16 protein-coding genes are annotated in these 22,846 nt (G+C 48.4%); 3 read left to right on the top strand and 13 right to left on the bottom strand.

The features are described 5' to 3' along the window. The first annotated feature begins 19 nt into the window (after nt 1-19). Nucleotides 20-1,348: an AsmA family protein gene (locus BSZ32_RS02920; protein WP_105042035.1), complete on the top strand. Its 1,329-nt coding sequence runs from the start codon at nt 20-22 to the stop codon at nt 1,346-1,348. 6 nt (nt 1,349-1,354) lie between these two features. Here BSZ32_RS02920 and BSZ32_RS02915 read toward each other — a convergent pair whose 3' ends face one another. From BSZ32_RS02915 to BSZ32_RS02900, 4 genes are all read right to left on the bottom strand, one after another. Continuing rightward, complete coding sequence (locus tag BSZ32_RS02915; RefSeq protein WP_165788602.1) at nt 1,355-3,271, bottom strand: RecQ family ATP-dependent DNA helicase; 1,917 nt, start codon at nt 3,269-3,271, stop codon at nt 1,355-1,357. Between the two features lie 13 nt (nt 3,272-3,284). Continuing rightward, entirely contained in the window at nt 3,285-3,815 is a 531-nt protein-coding gene (locus BSZ32_RS02910) for a hypothetical protein (RefSeq protein WP_129589561.1), read from the bottom strand. A gap of 167 nt (nt 3,816-3,982) precedes the next feature. Next, nucleotides 3,983-4,609, bottom strand: a complete 627-nt coding sequence (locus tag BSZ32_RS02905; RefSeq protein ID WP_105042032.1) for a peroxiredoxin — start codon at nt 4,607-4,609, stop codon at nt 3,983-3,985. Between the two features lie 228 nt (nt 4,610-4,837). After that, entirely contained in the window at nt 4,838-5,287 is a 450-nt protein-coding gene (locus BSZ32_RS02900; RefSeq protein ID WP_105042031.1) for a superoxide dismutase [Ni], read from the bottom strand. A 120-nt stretch (nt 5,288-5,407) separates the two neighbouring features. Between BSZ32_RS02900 and BSZ32_RS02895 the strand changes: the two genes are divergently transcribed. Further along, on the top strand, nt 5,408-7,102 hold the full coding sequence (locus BSZ32_RS02895) for a cation:proton antiporter (RefSeq protein WP_165788601.1): 1,695 nt from the start codon (nt 5,408-5,410) through the stop codon (nt 7,100-7,102). Between the two features lie 20 nt (nt 7,103-7,122). Here BSZ32_RS02895 and BSZ32_RS02890 read toward each other — a convergent pair whose 3' ends face one another. The 9 genes from BSZ32_RS02890 to BSZ32_RS02850 all read right to left on the bottom strand — a co-directional run bounded on the left by BSZ32_RS02890 (nt 7,123) and on the right by BSZ32_RS02850 (nt 21,336). After that, nucleotides 7,123-9,351 carry a hypothetical protein gene (locus BSZ32_RS02890; RefSeq protein ID WP_105042029.1) on the bottom strand — a complete coding sequence of 743 codons (2,229 nt, stop codon included), beginning with the start codon at nt 9,349-9,351 and terminating at the stop codon, nt 7,123-7,125. Then, the gene (locus BSZ32_RS02885; protein ID WP_105042028.1) at nt 9,351-11,318 is read right to left on the bottom strand and encodes a vWA domain-containing protein; all 1,968 of its coding nucleotides are present in this window, start codon (nt 11,316-11,318) and stop codon (nt 9,351-9,353) included. The genes BSZ32_RS02890 and BSZ32_RS02885 overlap by 1 nt, the downstream gene beginning before the upstream one ends. Nucleotides 11,319-11,339: 21 nt before the next feature. Further along, nucleotides 11,340-12,236, bottom strand: coding sequence for a DUF58 domain-containing protein (locus BSZ32_RS02880; protein ID WP_240610548.1), 897 nt, complete (start codon nt 12,234-12,236; stop codon nt 11,340-11,342). A gap of 36 nt (nt 12,237-12,272) precedes the next feature. After that, nucleotides 12,273-13,325: an AAA family ATPase gene (locus tag BSZ32_RS02875; protein WP_105042027.1), complete on the bottom strand. Its 1,053-nt coding sequence runs from the start codon at nt 13,323-13,325 to the stop codon at nt 12,273-12,275. A gap of 103 nt (nt 13,326-13,428) precedes the next feature. Beyond that, complete coding sequence (locus tag BSZ32_RS02870; RefSeq protein ID WP_105042026.1) at nt 13,429-14,646, bottom strand: 4-hydroxy-3-methylbut-2-enyl diphosphate reductase; 1,218 nt, start codon at nt 14,644-14,646, stop codon at nt 13,429-13,431. 46 nt (nt 14,647-14,692) lie between these two features. Next, the gene (locus tag BSZ32_RS02865; RefSeq protein ID WP_105042025.1) at nt 14,693-15,373 is read right to left on the bottom strand and encodes a YwaF family protein; all 681 of its coding nucleotides are present in this window, start codon (nt 15,371-15,373) and stop codon (nt 14,693-14,695) included. Nucleotides 15,374-15,441: 68 nt separating this feature from the next. Then, a complete protein-coding gene (locus BSZ32_RS02860) occupies nt 15,442-18,588 on the bottom strand; it encodes an efflux RND transporter permease subunit (protein ID WP_105042024.1) in 3,147 nt (1,048 codons plus the stop codon). 31 nt (nt 18,589-18,619) lie between these two features. Beyond that, nucleotides 18,620-19,849 (bottom strand): efflux RND transporter periplasmic adaptor subunit, encoded by a 1,230-nt coding sequence (locus BSZ32_RS02855; RefSeq protein ID WP_105042023.1) that lies wholly within the window; start codon nt 19,847-19,849, stop codon nt 18,620-18,622. Between the two features lie 26 nt (nt 19,850-19,875). After that, a complete protein-coding gene (locus BSZ32_RS02850; protein ID WP_105042022.1) occupies nt 19,876-21,336 on the bottom strand; it encodes an efflux transporter outer membrane subunit in 1,461 nt (486 codons plus the stop codon). Nucleotides 21,337-21,713: 377 nt separating this feature from the next. Here BSZ32_RS02850 and BSZ32_RS02845 point away from each other — a divergent pair, with 377 nt between their 5' ends. Next, nucleotides 21,714-22,526, top strand: coding sequence for a hypothetical protein (locus BSZ32_RS02845; RefSeq protein WP_105042021.1), 813 nt, complete (start codon nt 21,714-21,716; stop codon nt 22,524-22,526). Nucleotides 22,527-22,846: the final 320 nt, after the last annotated feature.

Below are 22,846 nucleotides of genomic sequence, written 5' to 3'. Positions count from 1 at the left end.
TTCTGCTAGGCTCCGCGCTATGAAGAAATGGTTAAAACGCCTTATTATAGGGCTTGTTCTCATAGCGTGTGTCCTCGCATTTTCGGCAAAACTTTTGCTAACAAAAGAATTCCTCGTCGAGGAAATAGAAGACTCAATCAATAGCCGTGTGCAGATCGGGTCTTTTGATGTTTCGCTCTTTTCCATTCCGGCCAAGATTACACTGCAGGACGTTATTCTTGCGGAGCGTGACAACAATGTGAACCGAAAGGTCCCCTATAATGAACGCGCCCCTCTGACTCAAGGAGCCTTGGAGTGTAAAGAGGTGAGCTTTGATGTGTCTTTGTGGGAGTTATTATCTAGAGAGATTTATGTGGAGCATTTTGTATTAGACGGTCTGCATGCGAGGGTGAAACTGCACGAAGATGGGACGAACTCTCTGGATAGTCTCTTCGAAGATGTAGCCAAAGAGGATCAACCCAAAGAGAAATCAAAGAGCTTCAATGCGCGTGAGAAGGATGAATTTGTCACCCAACTAAAATCTATTTCGATCAGTAATGTTAGCTTTGACCTTACCATAGAGAAAACTGGAGTTTTTCTCCAAGGGGAGGACTACTCAGTTGAACTCGAAGATATTAAGGTCAATCCAAATGCTCTGGAGCTAGTGAATCAGGCTAAGCTCAAATTAGCAGGGAATCTGCAGATCTATGATTCTGCATCGAAGACACTCAAATATGGTGAGATTGGCCTCAGTGGGAATGCAGATGTCCAGCTATTTGACCCAATGACTGGCTATATTGACCCAGATGTCACGCTTGATTTGGACATCTCAGATAGTTCGTATCTCACCACTAAAATCCCCTATGTTGAAAAAATATGGGATTTTGGTTCTAAACTAGAGAAGTACGGAGTGAGCTTTGATTCGCTTCCAAAGAAAGCGAGCTTTGGTCGGAGCCGAAAGATTGCGGGCAGTTACAAACGTGGACGCGTGGATGTCACGAGAGATTTGTCCATCGTTATTCACGATTGGGAAGTAGCGGTGAATGAGAAGTCATGGTTGAGTTCAGGGAGTGAACAACACGAGTTTTTTATCGACCTTAGTGCGAGTCAAAAATCTAGCCAATCACTAGTTGGTCATATCGATAGTCTACTCAAGAATGTGCCAAAGGAGCTCCGTGGAGGTCTAGCAAATAGCATCAAGCAAGAATGGCTAGTCAATGGTAAGTTGACGTTGAGCCTGCAGACTAAAGGTGTGTTATCCAAACCTAAAATTAAGATGATCACTAAGCTTCCTAATGTGGATGACCTGATAAAGGACTACGCTAAAAAAGGCGCCGTCGATTTCTTGTTCAAGCAGTTCGGTCGTTAGAAATAGTCAATCCGCAGCATTCAATATGGCTTTGGCGTAGTTGTGAATGTCTGTGTAATGGTGTTTGGAAAGTAGCCCGAAATTTGAATTTTTAGTTAACCAATAATGACGTAAGTACGGGCTGGGGATGCCGCACAAAAAACGTGTGAGTTGCTGGTTCGTACGAATCCTATTCTTGGGCGAATCAAGTAGCTTATGAATAGCCTCTAACTGAGCATCTGAGACTGGTGGCACAGTTGAACGTGGAAGTTTTCTGGGGCGCGCTTCTTTGCGGCATGAAGAGCATGTCCCGCAGGGAGTGCTCACGTTTTCGCCAAACCACTGAGCTAGTTTGTTAGGTATACAGGCGCGTGTCGTGGCTATTCTTTGGACTTCGCCGAGCTTAGCCATTTCGGTAGCTATTTGCTTTTGTAAATGGTCTAACAATTCGTGTTTGATGGCGGCGACATCGCGCGATTTTTTATTGATCTTATAGTGCCAGAACCAGCCGCTAGGCTTGTATACTATAGTGCCATCTTCTTTGAGTTCATCCAGAGTTTTCCATAGTTTGTTGGGCGTAACTGAGAAGTCGGATTCAGTTGATTCGGTATCGTAGCGCTCACCAAGATTGAAGATGTGCTCAAGAGCGTTACGAATTATTTTTGAGAATGAACTAAGGTCGAGCCTGCTTCCAGCCACTGGCCATGCCCAAATGTAGCGCCAACTGGTACCAATAAATTTTAAATACCCACTGACTTCCAAGCGTGCTAGAATGATATCAAGACTGCTCACGTGGAGGTCGAGTTGGACACGTGTGTGGTAGGGAGAGATTTTTGAGGTCATTCCGTGCTCGAATAATGAGCCAATGAGTTTTGTTAGCGGACGCTCTCTGATTACCTTAGCTTGGATAAAGTTTTCTAACGGGATCAGATCATCACCGCAGGCGAGAAGTTGGCAGAGGCTGGGGAGTCCGTCCCGTCCAGCTCGGCCACTTTCCTGCATCCACCCCTCGGGGGACTTAGGTAGGTGGTAGTGAATGACACTGCGAATGTTAGGCTTATCCACCCCCATGCCAAAAGCGATGGTGGCAACGACTACTTCGATTTCGTCACGAAGAAATGCATTCTGGATTTGTGAGCGTGCTGTGGTGTTAAGGCCCGCGTGGTATGAACGAGCTTTGTAGCCATGGGTATTAAGCAAGTGGGCGATTGCTTCACATTGCTCTTGGCGCATGGCGTAAACTATCGCTGGAAGGTTCTCTTTGTTGCTTAGCGTCGCGAGCAGCGGCTGGTCTTTCTTATTTGCTGAGCATGGAGTGATTTTAAACCTTAAATTTGGACGGAGATGGGATGAGCTGAACTGCTGAGCTGTTTTTATTTTGAAAAGTTTACGAATCTCAGAGGCTGTTTTATGTGTAGCAGTCGCTGTGAGGGCTAGCACGGAATGTGGTTTAAATGACCTTACTATTTTAGGTAAATAGAGGTATGATGGTCGGTAACTATGGCCCCAGTCAGAAATACAGTGCGCCTCATCGATGGCAACAAGGGCAATGTCAATTTGGCGTAAAACTGTGGATAGTGCTGGGTTAGCTAAAGACTCAGGGGAGGTATAGAAAAGTTTGAACTCGCCTTTGCGTAGTAAGCTGAGTTGTTGGCTGCGCAGCTCAGAATTGAGTGTCGAATCGAAATGTCCGACAGCCAAACCTTTGCGTTTGAGCTCTTGGGTTTGATCTTGGATGAGTGAGATCAGCGGAGAGATGACTAGCGTGACTCCGTCTAGCAGCAGTGCTGGAAGCTGGTAAGTGAGGGATTTTCCTCCGCCGGTGGGGAGAATCGCCAAAGTGGGATCACCATTAAGTACACTCTCGATGATTTCCCGCTGGAGCGGCCGGAATGTTTGGTGGCCAAAATGGCGGCTAAGAGTTTGTGTGAGAGTATCGGCCACAGGGGACAACCAATTACTTGGGTACAGGATTGATGTGTTTCTCTAGGAAGCTAATAGAGAGGTGGAACTTTCCTTGGTCTTTAGCTATACCCATAAGTAAGGTTCCACCATCGACATTCCAGAGATGGGAATTAAGAATTGAACCGTCTTTTATCTGGCTACTTTTTGGTATTGAATTGCTCATTACTGCTGGGCCATAGACTTCTGTAATAAGTCGTGTAGCACTCTTAAATGGGCCGCTCAATTTGGAATTGGCATTTCCGGGGGCAATGGCGTTTGAGCGCAAAGCTATCTCATTGAGTTGCTGATTTTCGTTCCAATTGAAGAATAATGAGAAGTTGAGGCCTTTGAGGTCTTTTTTAATTTTGAAAGTTCCATTCAGGCCAACTCTGGCAAACATGGTTTTTGGGATAGTGTTGTCCACGCGCTCACACGCCATGAGTTTGTCGGTTACCTGTTGTCTAGTATCTCTATATTCAAGGTCTTCATAGACGCCAGCGCTGAGACTGAGAACAGTAAGGAGAAGACTAGCGATGATTTTCATAAAGCCGCTCATGTGCTGTACAAAATACTAAGAAATAGCCACTGCGCAATGGCGGAATCTATAAAAAACTAGATCATCATTATATGGCGAGTGATGAGGGGAGGCATAGCAACAAAAAAGCCCATGCGCTTAGGCATGGGCTTTTGAGACATATCTAAAGAGAAAAATTACTTAGAGAAGTAGGATGACACGCCTGCGTGGTCTGCGGTCATAGCGTCGTCACCTTTCTGCCAGTCCATTGGGCAAACTTCACCGTGCAGTTCGAAGTGCTGGAGAGCGTCGATCACACGGATACATTCGTTGATGGAGCGGCCAAGCGGCATGTCATTGACAACTTGGTGGCGTACAGTACCAGCTTTGTCGATGAGGAAGAGACCACGGTAAGCTACGAGCTCACCTTCGACCTCTATGTTGTCGTCTTCGTCGAGTACAACTTCACCAGCGAGGACATCATAGTCTTCAGAGATTGTTTTGTTGATGTCAGCAACGAGTGGGTAGGTGACGCCTTCGATACCACCTTTGTTCTTTGGTGTATTGAGCCAAGCCCAGTGGGAGAACTCAGAGTCAGTAGAGCAACCTACCACTTGAACTCCGCGGGATTCGAATTGTGCGATCTCGTCTTGGAAGCGGTGGAGCTCAGTCGGGCATACGAAAGTGAAATCTTTTGGGTAGAAGAAAAGTACGACGTATTTTTCGCCAATGAATTGGTCGAGTGAAAATTCTTCGATGATGTTCTGGCCTTGGACTGCTTTAGCAGTGAAGGATGGTGCTTTTTTTCCTACGAGTACTGACATGTCTTTAAGTTTTAGTTAGTTTTAAAATAAACCTCAAGAGGTCGCAACTTGCTATTCTTGAGCGATATGCGATTTGATGTAGTGGAGATTTCAGTGACGTGCAACTGGTTTCTGAACGAGTGTGCAGAATATTGGCTATAAGTATTTCTAATAAAGAAGCTAAACTACATAAATAAAGGCCTATGCGAGAGTCGCATAGGCCTTCATAGAATTCGCTGAAAAGTGGCTTTACTTCTTTGTGTAGGTTGCCTGGAACTGGTCGAGAGTCGCGTGGAGCTTCTTGGCGTTCTCTAGGTCAGTGGTCTGCTTACACTTCATGGCATAGACTGTGATTTGATGGAGAAGTGTGAGCTTCTTAGTATAGGCTGCTTTGTCTGTTTCAGTGATCTTTACGCGCTGAGCTAAAAAGTATTGAGCGACCGTGTCCTGGATTGACTGCGCGTGTTTCTCCTTATTGCTGATCCAGCGTGTGAGTTGGTTGGTGTTCTTAGACGGGTCTTTAGAAAGCTCATTGATTTGCTGCATCGCCTTTGCAATGGTTTCTTGGTCTTTGTGCATGGTGGCGAAGACATTGTCGTCGGCGTAAATCCCACATGGAACCTGACAATGAGCCGAGAGAATAGGTGCGGAGGCTATGGCTAGTAGTGCAACGGTGGCTGATAGAATAGTAGTTTTCATAGAATAGGTTCTTTAGTTGATGAGCTGCAGTATAGCTCAAAATTAGTGGTCTAGCAGATTAAAAATGAGAAAGTGTGAATTATGATGGATGAATGTGGTAAAAGTGCGCTAAATTCAGCTATGCATTGGTTACTAGCCGCAACTGGAGCTATTCCTCCATTTTTCATTCTACTGACAGTGGTTCTGTTAGCTGTGGTGGTCGTGTCGTTGGTACTAACGCGATTTAAACAATCCTTGCTAGTGGGTTATTTCATCTGTGGTGTGGTGATACGAAACTCTGGATTGTTAGATTGGGTTGGAGTTGAACAGGCTGGAGTGATCGATGCTTTAGCAGAAATCGGGGTTGTGCTTCTTCTATTTACATTGGGGATCGAGTTTTCCCTCAAAGAAATAAAGGCTCTACGACGACCTGTGTTTATCGGTGGCGGGTCTCAAGTAGGTTTATGCATTCTCGTTGCTGTTGGCGGAGGGATGCTGCTAGGTTTGAGTGGTTCTCAAGCTCTATTGTTAGGCTTTGCATTCAGTCTCTCTTCTACAGCAGTGAGTATGAAGAGTTTTCAGGAAATGTCTTTACCTGAGAGCCCGCCTGCTCGGACCGCATTAGGAATGGCGATTTTTCAGGATCTAGCAGCCATATTATTTATGGTTCTTATTCCGCCGTTGTTGAGCGATGAAGGTGGAGCTGTTGATGTCGGTCTAGCCCTACTTAAGGGAGCTCTTTTTACTGCTGGTATAGTTATTCTGAGTCGTCGAGGCTTCCCGCAAATGCTCGACGCCGTAGCTAGAACGAGGAGTCGAGAGTTATTTACAATCACTGTGATTGGGCTTTGTGCTGGAGTGGCTCTAGTGAGTGGTTTGTTAGGGTTGAGTCCAGCCCTTGGAGCATTTGCAGCAGGGGTTGTTGTGAGTGAGTCAATCTATTCCCATCGCGTGCTCTCAGACATATTGCCATTCAAAGATCTCTTTCTTACGGTGTTCTTTGTCTCCGTAGGCTTGTTGATAGATGTGGACGTGATCCTAGCCTACTGGCCTACTATATTATTGGCGACAGTGTCGATTTTAGTCATCAAAGGAGTAATCGTGTCACTGGCGGCACACTGGTCTGGGCTAAGGCGAGGAAGCTGGCTGGTCACCTCGGCAGCTCTTTGTAGCACGGGTGAGTTCTCCATTGTGTTGCTGAATCGTGCGAGTGAGTTCAATGCTTTATCAGCACAACTTGAGCAGGTTCTTTTGGCCAGTACCGCATTTTCTATGGGACTTGTTCCCACTTTACTTAAAAAGAGCATTGGGTTGGCAGATCGGATAAAGCGCTCAAGTAAGCAATTTTGTGGCTCCGAGCATGAAACGCTTGGCATTGGTGGACAGGTCAGCGAACTCAATGACCATGTTGTCATTTGTGGCTATGGCCCAGTGGGGGAGAATCTTCACAGGAATCTTACTCGTGCGAACGTCGGAGTTGTGGTGTTAGAGACAAACCCTGAAACTGTAAAACGTCTGCACGGCGAGGGAGTTATTTGCCTTTTTGCCGATGCAAGCGATACAGAGTCGCTTCAACTGGCCCGCACTAAGCACGCTAGAAGTATTGCTTTCACCTTTCCAGATGAGTCAGCGGTGTTGAAGTCTATGCATAGTGCTAAAGCAATAAATCCAGAGATTCGTATTTATGCGCGAGCCAAATTTACAGCCCAAGCTGAGCGTTTGAAAAAGGCGGGTGTCCACTTTGTGCTGCATGATGAAGAGCAAAGTGGCCGGGCGATGATCAGCGCTGTGATGCAGTGCTACGCTGCGGATCTTGAACCTGATTGGGAGGTCTAGGCGCATACTACGCAGTCATTTTAGAAAGTACCATTCAGCTTTCTGAGTGTCCAGAAGAGCGCAAGAAGAACGATCAGCGTAATCATACTGGCTATTTGTGCCCAGAGAGGAATGCTTTCTTCTTGTGGCTTCTTTATAGGAAGGGCGTTGATTCGATTGGCTATGTCTTTGATGTCTTTAGCCATGATGACTTCGCCGCCAGTGACCCGGGCCATTTCCTCTAGAACTTCTGGGCGCGCTGGTTGTCCAGTTTTTTCGAGCACGTCACCTTGGGCTATGATGGTTGTTTCGACTGTGGCGTCAGCGTCGTTGACGATGCCCGCGGAAAGCTTCCATTCACCGGGGAGTGAAATACGTGTGCGGCCGCTATAACTGCCCCATGCTTCAGCAGACCGGGTGAGTTCGATACGGGATTTTTCACCATTGGGTGAAGTGACATCGACATAGATTGATCCGTCGGTGAGTGGGGCACCATTGCTGTCGAAAGCATTTGCTTTGAGTGTCACAACATCAGCGGGTCTGGGTCTATCCGGGCTGTAGTATAGTCTGATTTGTTCTCCAGCAGCCATGTTACGTTGGTAGGACATCCAGCGTGCAACTTGTCCCCAGAAGCGATAGTGATAGAGGTCCTCGACACCGCGGCGCCAGCGCCAGGCTGAGTCATGGCCAAGGTAGAGAACTTTACCATTGCCTGCTGATTTTGTGACAAGAAGTGGGATGCGTCCGTAGCGGTTGCGCCTATTCGCATGGGTTGCTAGAACATCGGCACCACCCTTTGCTTTTTCAATGGCGGCGGACCAATAGAAGCCCGGAAGGTTTTTCCAGACACGTTCGTTCTCGAGTTCGTTGTCACCTAACATAGTGAGCAACGAGCCGCGGCCTTGCGAGGTGAGAGCTAGAGGTGACGCTGTTGACTCACTGATTCCCTCAGGTTTTGATTCGTCTAAAATGACAGGAATGAGCTCACCTAGCGGGGTGTTGAGTAAAGTCTTTTGGTTCCCTTTGGATCCTGGAATGAAAACGATTCCACTGGCCTGATTCTCTACTAAACCTTTGAGCAACTCTGTTTGCTTGAGGGTGAGTTGACCATTGGCAATACCAACATCGCCAATGAAAACAACATCATACTTTTGCAAGTCTTCTAACTTGTCTGGGAAGTCCTGTATGTAGTCCGGCCCATCTCCTTTACCTAACTTCGGGTGGAATAAAAGGCAGTCCAGATCCACTCCCGGATCGCGAGAAAGCGCATTGCGGATAAAGCGGTATTCCCATCGTGGAATGGATTCAATGACGAGAACTTTGAGGTTTTCCTTTTTTCCTTGGATGATGAATTCCTGGCGGTTGTTTTCAACGACGAGTTCACCCTCCGCAACTGGGAAGCTAAGTTCTAATTTGCTCGTACCTTCGCGGTCGATGCGCCAGAGAACATTATCAAAGTACTCCTTTCCAGCCGGGATGTGCACCTTCTTGGTGAACTCTTTACCATTGGATGTATCTCGAAGCTTTATGGTGGTATTTATGTCGCGCTTGAGTGATGAGCGAAGCGAGAACGGAATTTGGATGGGCTCACCGATAATGCCATAGGTCGGCGCAGTGATGTCGAGGATCTCGATGTCAGGAAGGCGCTCCTTACTGCCGACGGGAATGGTGAAAAGAGGAACGTTCTTGAGCAACATTTTCTGAGCAGCTCCAATCGGAGGAGAGCCTGTATTCCAGTCTCCGTCACTGAGCAGTACTATAGCTCTTAGATTGTCATGTTGTTCTAGCAGCTTTTCGATGGGATCGTTGATGTCTGTTCCTTGTAATGTGGTGGCAGTAGTTTCGGTGTTTGGGCTCGGTTCGGAAAAGGGTTGTGAGAACACTGCGGTCTTCCCGTTGTTTTCTAACGTCTTCCAAACATCTAACTTGAGTGCCGAATCAATGAAGGCGCGTCTGCTGACGACTGAATTTTTTCCGTCTGGTAATTGGGCGTCGAGAGTTTCTCCTGATCTTGAAGCATCCCATAAAATGGCGATTTCTGGCTCATTCTCAGGTGTGATAATTGTTTTCCATTCCGGACCCCATAGCATGAGGACGACCAATAAGGTGATGAGAAATCGGAGAGCCTCAATGGCACCCGTGCGCTTTGGTCGTGCAGATCGTGTGGTCGCCAGTACGCAGAGAGTTCCGACCACAATGAGTGCGACACAACCCACGGTGAAGAAAGTGAGTGAGGGAGTAAAGTGGAGGTTCTGGATCTGGAAATGCACTAGCGGGTGGATTCTATTTTCTTACGTTTATGAGCAAGGCAGAGGAGAGCTTCAACTATCAAAAATAGCAAAACGGCAACCAGAAATACTTGCCATAATTGTTGGGCAAAAGCGGAGGGGTTATCTGTATCTTCTTCGAATAAGGAGTAGGGGACGTCAGATAACGCTTGGTCTAATTCTTCCTTGCTGAGGCGTGTTGTTAGGTCTTCATCGGCTGGACGGTTCACTGCAATTGTCCGTTCACCAAATGTGTAAACACCAGCTTCGTATTCAGCATTCAGAGGGTTAGATGGTGTCGCTTTGTCTAATCGCTTTCGTTTGGCCGAATCGATGGCTATTTCAGCAGGAAGTTGACCCAGAGTGGCTGAATGGCCGGAACCAAAACGTTGGTTTCCTTTAAGTAGTAATCGCTGAGTGAGGGGCAAAATAACATCGGCATCACCTAGGTTGGACCAAGTGTAGTCTGGCAGCGTTGCGATAAAATAGGCAGCTCCACGGCCGTGCAGCTCACGTGCTAGAAATGGGCTGTCATTACTCCACCGCGCTAGGCTAGTGCCTTCGGTGAGGATTTCTCTACGTTTTATTGCCTTGAGCTTGCTGACGGGAATGGGGGTGCCGTCTTCACCATTACGTAATGGGCCATCGCTGCGATCCCAGTCTTGGACAATAAAATATTTTCCACTAGAGGATTTGTTAACGAGCCCCCATTGGGTATTGAGGAAGGACTGATCTTCTGTGGTTGTCGGTGGGTAAAATGCAATAATACCACCCTTGTTGATGAAGTCTAGCAGTGGAGCTTGATCGTCTGTTTTAGGCAGTGGAGCTTGCCAGACAACGAGTGAAAGAGTGTCCCATGGAATGCTTTCGTGAGGGAGGTAGGTTTTGGCTTGCTGACTAGCATAGCCAGGTGGCGCAGAAGCAAGGCTGAGGTAATACTGAGATTCAGATTTTGCCGCAACAATGGCGGTGTGAACTGGGAGTTCCGTACCGTAGGAGAAGTAGGCGGTGTTGTCTCTAGAGTTCGTGTCCGCAGCAAGTTGGATGTAGCCGTAGCCAGATTTACCTGAGAGCTGTAAGCGCTTAGTGAACTTCATGACGTCACCAGAGATCGTTATATTCTCTGTGCTCTGGGCTCCATTTAGTGAAAGGGTGAGTGGAATCTCTTGTTCACTGGCTTCTGTTGACTGGGTGATTTCTAGCTCTAGCAGGAGTTCCTCATCGATGCGTTGTGCTCCGACTAATCTAATACTGATGTTGTTGTTAGTTTCTGAATTGAGTGAGAGGACCCGCAGGCTAGCTTGGCTCGAAAGGTTATTCAGGCCTGATCGAATACTACTCCATTTACCACTTTTTAGCTGCCAGTCACTGTGCTGCATATCTGAAGCGACCCAGATTTCAGTTCTACCCGTGTTGTTTTTTAGGATGTACTGGACTGCCGTATCGAGAAGTGAAGGAATATTAGCGACGGTGTCGGTCGCCTTTGTTTGTGAAATTTCATTGAGAGTCGACGGTCTCGCTATGGAAATGGGGACGCCGGTAGCACTATCGATGAGTACCAGCTTTGTGTCACCTAGTTCGGAGATGGAGTCTTGGGCTAATCGAATGGCGCTCTCACGTTTGCTGGTAGCACTTTCTAGTGAGCTTTGCTCCATCGATGCGGAGCGGTCGAGCACAAGGATGACTGTGTCTAGTTTACTTTCGCCCCAACTAAGAAATCCATTAGTCGCGAGTGGTCGAGCAACGGCCATGACCAGCGCTGCAATAGCGAGAGCTCTGCAGGTGAGGATGATGATGTGCTTGAGTTTCTTTTTTCCGCGTGACTCACGGGTCGCTTTGAGGAGGAAATCCATAGCGGCCCATTTGACAACTCGATGGCGACGCCGGTTGAGCAAGTGAATGAGCACAGGAATCCCTAGAGCTAGCAGCCACCAAAAAAAGGCGTAGGATGATAGAAATGGAAAACTCAAGTTGGTATGCGTTGGTGGATGTTAGCGGGAGCCCTTTTTAGGTAAGCGATCGAGCAAAAAGGTGGAAAGCACACTTTCGTAGCTCTCGGTGGTTCTGACTAGTCTGTAGTCGGCGTTTGCATCGTGGCAGCGGCGTTTGATGTCGATGAGAAAGTCTTGGACGATTTGCCTATATTCATCAGCGATCAGCGCCGGTTCAGCTACAATAGGAGATCCATCTTCAAAGTCGACAAAGCGGTGTGGGCGTTCGAAGTCGAAGTCGATTTCTTGTGGGTCCATAAGATGAAATACGACAACATCGTGTTTGCGGTAGCGTAGATGTTGCAAGGCGTCAGAGAATGCGTCTGGGTCACAAAATAAGTCTGACAGGATAATGATGAGGCCGCGTCTTTGGACCTTTTCAGCGATCGAGTGTAGGCCTTCGATGAGTCCGGTGTCTCCTTTCGGTGTGACTTCCGAAAGGGTCTTAAAAATGCCCTGGAGGTGAGAGGCGCGTCGGCGTGGAGGGATTTCCAAGTCTAACTTTTTTGAGATACAACTAAGTCCAGCAGCGTCACCTTGGTGGACTGCTAGGTAGCTTAAGGTCGATGCTATTTGTCTGGCGAATTCGATCTTAGAGATCCCTTTGTCTGCGAACTCCATAGACCCACTGGTATCGACAATCATGTGGGCTAACAGGTTGGTGTCAGCTTCAAATTCTTTGATGTAGTAACGATCTGAGCGAGCGTAGGCTTTCCAGTCGAGGCGGCGAGTGTCGTCGCCTTGCACGTACTTTCTGTACTCTGCGAACTCGACTGACGATCCACGGTTCGGAGATCGGTGGCGCCCAGCAACATTGCCGAGCATGGGCTGCCGGCTTTCTAGAGGAATGGCCCCAAGGCGTCCTAGAACGGCTGGGTCGAGGAAGGAATAATTCACAGAGACTGAATTGGGTTGAGTCTGTGAGTAGGCATCTTATTGGTCGTCGTGCATTTCATTCACGAGACGTTCGACTACTTTGTTTGCTGTCATTCCTTGGGACTCAGCGGCAAAGTTCGTCAAAACTCTGTGACCAAGTACAGGCATTGTGACGGCTTCAATATCTTCAAGCCTTGCCATGTAAGATCCATGGAGAGCCGCGCGGGATTTAGCACCAAGGATAAGATATTGTACTGCTCGTGGTCCAGCTCCCCAACCGACATATTCTTTCACCCACTCTGGTGATGAATCTAATCCGGGACGAGTTTTGCGTACAATGTTCACGGCGTAATCGTAGATGTGATCTGGTACTGGCATGCGCCTCACTAGTTCTTGGTAGGCAATTACCTGTTCACCAGTAAGTACGGCGTCTAACCTTTTCTTAATGACTCCAGTGGTCTCACGTGCGATGCGGCGTTCTTCAGCCTCACTTGGGTAATCTACATCAATGAGGAACATGAAACGGTCTAACTGCGCCTCAGGTAGAGGGTAGGTGCCTTCTTGCTCGACTGGGTTCTGAGTGGCAAGGACGAAAAATGGTGGCTCTAGAAGATAACTATGACCCAGAGCTGTGACTCGGCGCTCCTGCATAGCCTCTAACATGGCTGCCTGAGTTTTGGCTGGAGCTCGGTTGATTTCATCGGCGAGGAGAAGGTTTGCAAAAATAGGGCCTTTGATGAACTGAAACTCGCGTTTTCCGCTCTCAGTTTCTTGAATGATGTCCGTGCCTGTAATATCGGAAGGCATGAGATCTGGAGTGAACTGGATTCGACTAAAGTTAAGCTCTAAGCATTCAGCGACAGAGGAAACTAGCAGCGTCTTGGCTAATCCAGGAACTCCCATCAAAAGCGCATGGCCACGTGCAAACAATGCTATAGCTAATTGCTCTACAACAGTTTCTTGGCCGATGATTACTTTTGATAATTCTTGTTTTAAGGTGCGGTATGTGTGACCGAGTTGGTCAACTGCCGCGACGTCATCTGGTGGTAGTTGGTTTGGGTCAGTAACGACAGGGGCCGTAGCGACAGGGTCAGAAATTTGGGTTTCCATGCTAGATTGTTAGAGTTGGGCTTTATTGAAATAAGGTGCGATGGTTTGAAGATCCACACCATCGTATAAATACGAGATCGCGCAACGATCTCTTACAGAAGATTTACAGACCTTGTGGGTCGACACCTCTGAGTTCGAAAATTCTTTGAATGGTCGACTCTATGAGGTTGTTAGGGCAAGACGCTCCAGCGGTGACTCCTACGATGACATCTTTGCTGGTATCTAGCAAGTTAGTGTATTCTGTTGTGACTTCTGATTTATGTTCGAGGTCGAAATGCACAATTTCTTGCAATGAGGTAAGTCGGTCTGAGTTTTGGATGAAGAATGTGGGGAGTTCTTCTTTGCCGATTTCGACTAAATGTGCAGTGTTGGAGCTATTATAGCCACCGACGACGAGGAGCACGTCCATGTGGCTTTTAAGCATTTCAAAGAGTGCGTCTTGGCGTTCTTGGGTTGCGCCACAGATGGTGTCAAAGAATTGGAAGTTTTCAGTCTTGCCATCACGTTCTGTGATAGCTCGGCAAACGCGTTTCTGAATTTCTTCGGTCTCGCTCTTAAGCATGGTTGTTTGGTTTGCGACTCCAACTTTGTTGAGGTGGAGATCCGGGTCAAACCCTTCCGAAACAGCATGACTGAAGCGCTTCATTAGATCTTCAGAGCTGACTTTTCCCTTGAGGAAATCGCAAAGGTAGTCGGTGTCCGCTAGCGTAAGAATGACGATGTAGTGTCCGTCTTTCGCGTCACCCAGAGCTCGGGAGGCCGTGGCTCTGGTTTCTTCGTGGCCCGCTTTTCCGTGAATAATCGAAGTGTAGCCTTGTTTCGCGTAGGTGCGGACTCGGCGCCAAACCTTCATGACATCTCCACAAGTCGTATCGACGATAGCAGCTCCGCGCTCTTCGATCTTCTCGATGTAGCTGGTAGGTGCTCCAAATGCGGGTACAATAACGACGTCATCTTCAGTCAGTTGATCGTATTGTTCATCCATTTCCTTCCATGGGAGGGAAACGATGTTCATGTCTTCTAGTTGTCGATTGACCTCTTGATTGTGAATGATTTCGCCAATGAGATAGATGTTATTGTCAGCGAAAACTTTTCTGGCGGCGTAAGCTAGATCGATAGCTCGCTCCACCCCGTAGCAAAAGCCAAACTGGCGAGCTAGTTTGATAGTAGTGTGGCCTACTGTGAGTGAGCCATCATTAGCTCGGATCTTCTCTACGATTGACGACTCGAAGTGGCGTCGGACCTCGGCTTGGACTTTTTCCATGACATCGGGGCGTCGGACATTGATACGCTTGCGTTTCTTTGGTTTGGCGTCGCTCATAAATTTATGGGGAGAGAATTGCGCGGAATCCACTGAGATGCACGTGTTATTTCTCTGATTTTCTTGAAAAAGGTAGGGAGAGCAGGAAAAAGAACAGGAAACAGACAAGCTCTAGGACTAGAATATACCACGGCCACGATGGAAAATAGTCGAGCAAACTCGCTGTGTTTGGCTTGTGGTGAAGGTAACCAAAATTTGTACCCAACAGGAAATTCACAGTGAGGCCGATAACAAGGTAGATCTGACTGAGTCCGAAGACAAACCAGTGCGCTCTCGGACGTGGACGCCACAGCATAGCGAGTGGGAGGAAGAGCGCAGTGATGACAACGAAGCTATGATTCCAGAAGAAGGTAACAAATTCAGGGCTAGGGAATCCGTGCTGGAGGTTTGGTGTGAGTAGCCCTTGGAGGGTTCCCGCGAGTCCCCAAAAATAAGCAATTTCAGCGAGTTTTTGGGATTGTGTGAATAAGGCGATGCCACCGATGATGGCCGCAAGATCGCAAAGGTGGAGGGGGAGGGTAGTTCCTAGATCAGTCGGATAGGAATAAATGTAAGCAATCGCAATCTGTAGAGGATAGCTAAGGAGTGTGCAGGCGGCTAAGCCATAGCGAATCGGTTTGCGGAGTTTACTGTGCCGACGGTAAAGAACGATGAGGAGCGAGGCCAGTGCTGCAATCGCGAGCAATGTCAACAAGTGGGTTACTCCAAATATTTCAAAATTATGCATAGAGTTGGACTCTGCCGCCTAGTCAATTTTACTGACTAAGCGGACTTGTTGTAGAGTGGTCTCCAGAGCTATTCTGCGCTTGTCGTTGGAGTCTCATTCGGTTCAGCTGTATCCTTTTTACCAAATTTCTCGGCAAGGGTTTGAATCGCGTAAAAGAGCATTGGAACAACAGCCATGCCGAGGACTGTGGCTGCGAGCATTCCACCGAGCACGGCAGTTCCCAAAATCTGGCGGGATTCGGCACCAGCGCCTGAGGCTATGACCAGTGGGATCACCCCAAGAATGAAGGAAAGCGCTGTCATCAAAACAGCACGGAAGCGAAGCTTGACCGCTGCCAATGCTGCATCAAAAATACTCAGACCCGCTATACGTTGTTCGTTGGCGAACTCGGTAAGAAGAATCGCGGTCTTTGCGGACAGTCCGATTAGCAGGACAATACCCACTTGGGTGTAGACGTTGTTGTCCATCCCGCGAAGCGTGACTGCTGCGACAAGACCGAGCAGCGCAACTGGCACTGCCATGCATACTGAGATTGGCAGAGTCCAACTCTCGTACTGGGCTGCTAGAACTAGGTAGACCATGAGGATCGAGAATCCGAAAATTGCCATCATGCCTCCAGAGGCTTGTTTTTCTTGGTAGGAAAGATCAGTCCAGCTGTAGCCCATGCTTGGTGGAAGCTCTTTGTCAGACATGTCCTCCATGATCGCCATCGCTTGACCCGAGCTGAAGCCATCTGCTGGGTTCGCCATGATCTTCACCGCTGGATACATGTTGAAGCGAGTGATCGTCTGAGGGCCTAGGATTTCTTTCAGAGTACAGACTGCTCCTAGCGGGATCATTTGTCCGTCTGAGCCTCTCACATTGAGGCGCATGATTGATTGTGGGTCGGCTCGGAATGGACCGTCAGCTTGGGCGGTGACTCGGAATACGCGTCCAAATTTGGTGAAATCATTCACGTAAGCTGAGCCAAGGTAAACCTGCAGCGTATCAAAAACAGCAGTCATAGAGGTGCCCGTCCGCTGTACTGCTTCACGGTCAATATCGATGTAGATCTGAGGAACGGATGCTCGGAAGGTAGAGCGAGCTTGGGTGATTCCTTGCTGGGAGTTTGCCGTTTGAGATAGTTGAGCGGAGACCACCTGTAGTTGCTCTAATCCAGACCCTTCTTTGTCTTGAAGCATATAGGTGAGGCCGCCAGAAACTCCCACACCAGGAAGTGATGGCATAGGGAAGGCAAAGGCTGACCCATCGAGCACCTTCGCGAGCTCCGTATTGATTTTTTTGAGGATATCGCGTTGGTGGAGGCCCGCTTCTTTGCGGTCATCCCAGTGGTCAAAGGTGATTAAGCAGAATGCGGTGTTAGAGGCGACAGCTCCGTCGACGATCGAGTAGCCGTTGACCGCGAGGATATTCTCAACTCCTGGGGTGGAAGTGACAATTTTCTCTATTTTTTCCATGACAACCTCTGTGCGTTGGGAAGAAGCTCCGTCAGGGAGTTGCAGGTTGAGCATTGCCCAGCCTTCGTCTTCCTGAGGTACGAAGCCCGTTGGCAGTTGGCCGAGTCCGACGATAGCTAGGCTGGTCAAGCCGACGAATAGGAGTAGGCCTAGAACGACGAAACGAAGCGCCTTTTTAACGATGGCGACATACCCTTGGTTGGCTTTATCTAGTGTCGTGTTAAAGAGTTTGAAAAAACCTTTAGGTTCACTAGGTGCCTTCTTCAGCAAAATACCACAGAGCGCCGGGCTGAGTGTGAGTGCGCAAATCGAGCTAAATACAGTGGCGACAGAAATGGTCACAGCAAATTGCTTGAACATCGTTCCTGTGATGCCTCCCATCATTGTCATAGGGACAAACACGGCGAGGAGTACTAGTGTGGTAGCGATCACTGGACCGGAAACTTCTTTCATTGCAGCGGTCGCCGCCGCTCGACCTTTGAGCCCTTTAGAGAGGTGAACAAAGGTATTCTCAACCACAATGATGGCATCATCGACCACAATGCCGATCACCAAGACCAGTCCAAAAAGGGTGAGCTGGTTGAGTGAGTAACCTAAGAGGTTGAGTACGAAAAATGTGCCAATCAGCGAAACTGGAATGGTGATGGCTGGGATTAGTGTAGCACGGAAGTTCTGCAGGAAAATGTACACCGTGAGGATCACCAAAATAAGAGTGGCGATGAGAGTGGTGACCACTTCCTTGATAGACGCTGTGATAACGTCTGTGGAATCGTATACGATGAGGTAATCTACATCTTTAGGGAATGAAGCTTTCAGTTCTTCCAGTTTGCTTTTTACACCTTCAGCAACGTCCATGACATTCGAGCCTGGAACCTGGAAAATGGCTAGAGTCGCGGAAGCTTGACCATTGATTTTGGAGGTGAAATTGTAGGTGTTAGCGCCTAGCTCAACACGGGCGACGTCACGGATGCGAATCGGACTTCCTTCTGCTCCAGTTGCGACGATGATATCTTCGAATTCGGAGACTTCCTCTAGCCGGCCAAGAGTACTGAGGACGAATTCAGAGGCGGTTCCATCTGGAGCGGGAGCTCCGCCGACTTTACCTGCCGCGACCTGAATATTTTGCTCGCGAATGGCGTTCACAACGTCAGTAGCAGCAAGGTTTCGCGCTCGCAGTTGGTCAGGTTCGAGCCATATGCGCATGCTAAATTCTCCTGTGCCATAGACTGTCACATCACCCACACCTGGGACTCGGGCTATCTCATCGCGGACGCGTAAGTTCGCATAGTTGCTGAGGTAGGCGTCATCATAGGTTCCGTTTGGTGAAATCAATCCAGCATACAGCACCGAGTCTGTAGATTTCTTTTTTACCGTGACACCTGTGCGTTTTACTTCCTCTGGCAGGCGAGACTGTGCGACGGATACTCGGTTTTGTACTAGAACGTTGGCAATGTCTAGGTCGGTTCCGGGTTCGAAAGTAACTGTCAGAGTCATGCTCCCGTCATTGGCGCAGACGCTGGACATGTAGATCATGCCTTCGACTCCATTGACTTCTTTCTCAATAGTGGCCGCAACGGTTTCAGATACCGTGGCTGCATTGGCGCCAGCGTAGGTGGCCGAGACTGTGATCGTAGGAGGGGCTAGGTCTGGGTACCGCGCTATTGGCAGGCCGACTAGTGCCACAGCTCCTAGCACAACGATGATGATCGAGAGAACCGATGCGAAAATTGGTCGATCGATGAAAAACTTACTGAACATAATGAGTGGTCGCGTTAGTGGTGGTCTAAGTCTACTTCGACTCGTCTTGCTTTGCCTTCAGCTCAGCAGGTTGCTCGGCTTTGACTGAGAATGTTGTGCTCATTTCTGGAGCAACGATGGCACCTTCTCTGACACGCTGAAGGCCGCCGATGATTACCGAGTCATCTTTTGTTAGTCCCTTTGTGATGATGGTGTCACGCACAGGGACGGCGTCCTTATCTGTTTGTTCACGAAGCACAGTGGCGCCTGTTGTGACTCCTTTACGAAGGACTTTGTTGTCACTGTCCACTACCCAGACATAGCTGCCACCAATGTCTTGAAGCACGCTAACTGCAGGCACCATGATTGCGTCCTCGTGGTTTTTGGGGTAACCAACTCGCGCAAAAAGGCCTGAGGAAAGTGTGCCCTCAGTGTTAGGGAATTCTGCGCGGGCAAGTGCTGTGCGCGTCCTCTCATTTACTTTATTGTCGATGAAGTTTATATCGCCAAGGTGCTCATAAATTGTGCCATCTGCTAATTCTAAACGAACCTTGTTAAAGTTATCGCTAATGTTTTTATTTTCCGCACGTTCACGGTAGAATTCTAGCATTATGCGCTCTGGGACCTCGAAGTAGGCGCGAATCGATTGCTCATCCACCACACGGGTGAGCAGTGTGGCTTCACCATTTCCAACGAGGTTGCCCACGTCCACCATCGTGCGGGCTATTCTTCCGCTGATAGGGGATTTGATATCTGTGTATTTAAGGTCGATTTTGGTCGTTTCTAATCCAGCTTTAGCTTGGTCTACGAGTGCTACTGCATTCTCTACTTCAGCTTCGGCAGTTTCGATGACGTGTTCGGAGACTGCTCCTGTGGGGGCTCCTTTATCATCTTTGGCAGCTTCATTGAGGCGGCCGAGGGTGGCTTTTGCGATTCTGCGCGCGGCTTCAGCTCTGGCGACATCAGCCTCAGATGCCGCTACGGCTGCATCGTAGGGAGCTTGTTCGATCAGAAAGAGTTTGGCACCTTTTTCTATAACAGAACCTTCCTTGAAAAATGCCTCCTCTAGTATGCCTTTGACTCGGGCGCGGATTTCTACCTCAGAGATTCCAGCCAGTGTGGCAGGGAAATCTTTGTATACTGTTTGATCTTGGACCAAAGGCTTAGCAACAGTCACCTTCATTGGTGGCGGTGGGGCAAACTCGTTTTTGGGTCCACAGCTAACAAATGTGAGTGACGAGGCTACTGCGACAAGCGGAAGGATGAATCGTTTAGTGATCATGGTGTAAAGGAGAGATTAGAGTGAAATTATTTTTGGATGGAAACTTCAGGCATTACTGTGCCGCCACCTAGAGATTTAAATAAGGAAACGTAAGCAGCAGAAAGGACGCCTTTGCTAGTCGCTGCCGTGTCTTGGCTACTAAAAATGGTACGCTCAGCATCGAGCACGTTCTGGAAGTCAACCAGACCTTCTGTGTAATTGGTTTTTACCAGTTCCACTGTCTTGGTGGCCGACTTTACCGCATCATTGAGCGATGAGAGCCTGTCGCGTTCGTAGAATGCTGATGAGAGGCTGGTTTCGACATCTTCCACGCCGCGTAGAACTGCTTGCTCGTAGGCGTAGAGAGCCTGCTTGGTGCGGGATTCTTCGATCCGGACTTGTGCGCGAATGCGACCAGCGCTGAACACATTCCACTTGAAGGCTGGACCAAAGCTGTAGCCGCCAGAAGCGCCATCAAACAAGTTGGAGGTGTTGGCAGAAGTGAAGGAGAAATCACCAGTAAGTGCAAATCTTGGGTAGAGGTCGGCCTCCGCAACACCAATGCGTGATGTTTGGGCTGCGAGTTCGCGTTCAGCCCGGCGGATATCTGGGCGTGATCGCAATAGGTTAGTAGGGAGGCCAATGCCCGTCTTACTAGATGGCATAGGGATGCCTTTTGTGCTTTTTACTAATGATTCACCTTCTCCAGCATATTTACCTAACAGCGTAGCCAGGCGGTTGAGAGCTCTAGCGCGCTCGGCTCGCAGTTGTGGAACAAATGCTGTTGAGTTCGCTAGGTTTGTCTTAGCTTGGCTGACGTCGAGTTCTGGAGAAAGGCCAGCTTTGAATCGTGCCTCTGTGAGTTTTACTGACTCATCCTGGTTCTCGATGTTTATGTTGGCCTGACGGATACGCTTTTCGTAAGTTCTAACCTCGATGTAGCTATAGGCTACTTCTGCATAGAGAGTAACCAAGGTATCTCGGTAGGCCTCTTCTATGGCTTCGGCTGTGGCATCTGAGGATTCGATGGCTCGTCTCACCCCACCAAAAAAATCTAACTCCCAACTAGCCGAAGTGCCAGAAGACCAATTTTTATAATTCTGGCCGCCGATGCCTGTTGACGGCGTCGAGTTTTCACTCTGACTAGCACTGTTGTATGCACCACCGACGTCTACGCTTGGAGCTAGCCCACTGCGGGAAATAGTTCTGCCTTCTTGTGCTTCTATTACGCGCTCGAGAGCAATTTTAACATCTGGATTAGCTTGCGATGAGAGCGCTATCAGCTTGTTAAGCGTAGGGTCGTTGAATTTTGTCCACCAACTTTGCAGTGAGGATGAATTAGAACGTAGATCGCTGGCTAATGACTGGTGCCAAGTGTCTGGCATTATAGTCTCAGGGCTCTGGTAATTCCGACCAACAATCATCGTGTTGCAACTGCTCAGGAAGGTGAGCCCGATTGCTACAGATGTGGTAATGCCTGCTAACTGAAAAGAAGATAGACGATTCATTTGTTGAAAATGTCTACCTTAGGGGGGAGGATGTCCAGTATCAATTAGTACCATGTGGGCTGATCGATCGGTCGATATGCAATGGGATAAAGCCAATGGGGCACTAGTATTTTCAGGAGAGAGGCGTGAAAGGCAACTAGAATGCATCTGTTTCTTTGCACATACTTCTGCAGGATGCTCGCGATTATTCTTACGGGTTGTGGCTGCAGACCCATATTTAACTGAATCTACCTGAGTCAAGGGGGGGGAGGAGATATGTTGTTTGTTACTCTTGAATGTGTTACGATGCTTGTTGCGAGATATTGAGAAAATAGCTTTACTGGTGATAGCTCCATACTTTATTTTCGCTATGACATCCCTCAGCTCCAACTTTTAAGATGACTCCTACCACTATATCAGAATCAGCTCAAGCTCAGCTCGATGCTGTCCAAGCAAATCCTGCTGACTGGGCGGGAAGGAAAGAAGCCGCTCATAAATTATATGAAGAAGGCTACTATCTAGAGGCTGCCAATACCGTATGGAATGCGCCTGAGATGCCATCCACTGATATAGATGTGGCATTCGCGGTGAAAATAGTTTCTCGTGCTAGACCGAATCGTTCCATTCGCCTCGTTTACGAAGTGCTGCGGCGCAATTCGGGTAAGGCTGAGCAAAATATGGCACTGGCTCGCTCGTTCAGCCTGATTGGCCTGCCCATGCTAGCGTCTCGTTTCTATGGTGCTGCTATTGCGGCTGACACAAGCCAATTTGATATAGGTTTCGAGCAACAGTCTCTATGGTTTGATGATTCTGGGAGTTTACTTGAAGCTTGGGGGGATTCATCTTCAGACATTAAGCCTCCATTTTCTAAACCTGTTGAGGCATTTCTTGGCAATGCTATTAATTTTGCAGAACTCACGCGTGACTTACCTCAGGAGGTGTCACCCGTCACTGGTCCAATATCTAATAGAGTTGCGAAGCCCTCTGGGTTAAATGAGCCTCCCGTTTTACGGATTGCAAAGCCTGCGCGACCAGCCGTGGCTCCAGCTCAACAGAGACAAAAACCATCCGCTCCAATAGTGACCCCTGTTTCATCTACGCGAAAGCTAACGAGCCTAGTTTCTCCACCGAGTACATCAACACATAATACGATGGTTCCTGCAAAGAATACTCCTAAGCCAATGCTGCCGCCTCTACAAGCGGATGAGTAGTCTGCGCTGGATAGAGTAATTGCGATAGCTAGATAGCATGACGATTAAATCATGTTCAGCTCTAGCAACTATCAAAAGCGTCGTTTTGATTATTTGGGGCTCCACATTTTTGTGCCGGTCGTATTTCCCCTATTATTTGGCCCTTTGCCACAGCCACGTGTGTTCGTTTTGAAGCTAGAGAGAGGTAGGCGCTCAACCGCTTCAATAGTGAAGTGTACAAGGTCATCGTCAGCTACCTAGTCCCGTAAATCAGGAGGGAGTAGCATCGGGGTGTCACGGGTCTATCATTACGAATCTCTCAGCCATGCGCGAACTCTAGG

It is taken from the genome of Rubritalea profundi (genome assembly GCF_002954445.1).
Taxonomy (GTDB): Bacteria; Verrucomicrobiota; Verrucomicrobiia; order Verrucomicrobiales; family Akkermansiaceae; genus Rubritalea; species Rubritalea profundi.
This window is presented reverse-complemented; position numbering and strand designations above follow the sequence as displayed.

Coding starts and splice junctions, on each gene's coding strand:
- BSZ32_RS02920 (WP_105042035.1), top strand. CDS start 20: ATGAAGAAATGGTTAAAACGCCTTATTATAGGGCTTGTTCTCATAGCG.
- BSZ32_RS02910 (WP_129589561.1), bottom strand. CDS start 3,815: ATGAAAATCATCGCTAGTCTTCTCCTTACTGTTCTCAGTCTCAGCGCT.
- BSZ32_RS02905 (WP_105042032.1), bottom strand. CDS start 4,609: ATGTCAGTACTCGTAGGAAAAAAAGCACCATCCTTCACTGCTAAAGCA.
- BSZ32_RS02900 (WP_105042031.1), bottom strand. CDS start 5,287: ATGAAAACTACTATTCTATCAGCCACCGTTGCACTACTAGCCATAGCC.
- BSZ32_RS02895 (WP_165788601.1), top strand. CDS start 5,408: ATGCATTGGTTACTAGCCGCAACTGGAGCTATTCCTCCATTTTTCATT.
- BSZ32_RS02875 (WP_105042027.1), bottom strand. CDS start 13,325: ATGGAAACCCAAATTTCTGACCCTGTCGCTACGGCCCCTGTCGTTACT.
- BSZ32_RS02870 (WP_105042026.1), bottom strand. CDS start 14,646: ATGAGCGACGCCAAACCAAAGAAACGCAAGCGTATCAATGTCCGACGC.
- BSZ32_RS02865 (WP_105042025.1), bottom strand. CDS start 15,373: ATGCATAATTTTGAAATATTTGGAGTAACCCACTTGTTGACATTGCTC.
- BSZ32_RS02860 (WP_105042024.1), bottom strand. CDS start 18,588: ATGTTCAGTAAGTTTTTCATCGATCGACCAATTTTCGCATCGGTTCTC.
- BSZ32_RS02855 (WP_105042023.1), bottom strand. CDS start 19,849: ATGATCACTAAACGATTCATCCTTCCGCTTGTCGCAGTAGCCTCGTCA.
- BSZ32_RS02850 (WP_105042022.1), bottom strand. CDS start 21,336: ATGAATCGTCTATCTTCTTTTCAGTTAGCAGGCATTACCACATCTGTA.
- BSZ32_RS02845 (WP_105042021.1), top strand. CDS start 21,714: ATGACTCCTACCACTATATCAGAATCAGCTCAAGCTCAGCTCGATGCT.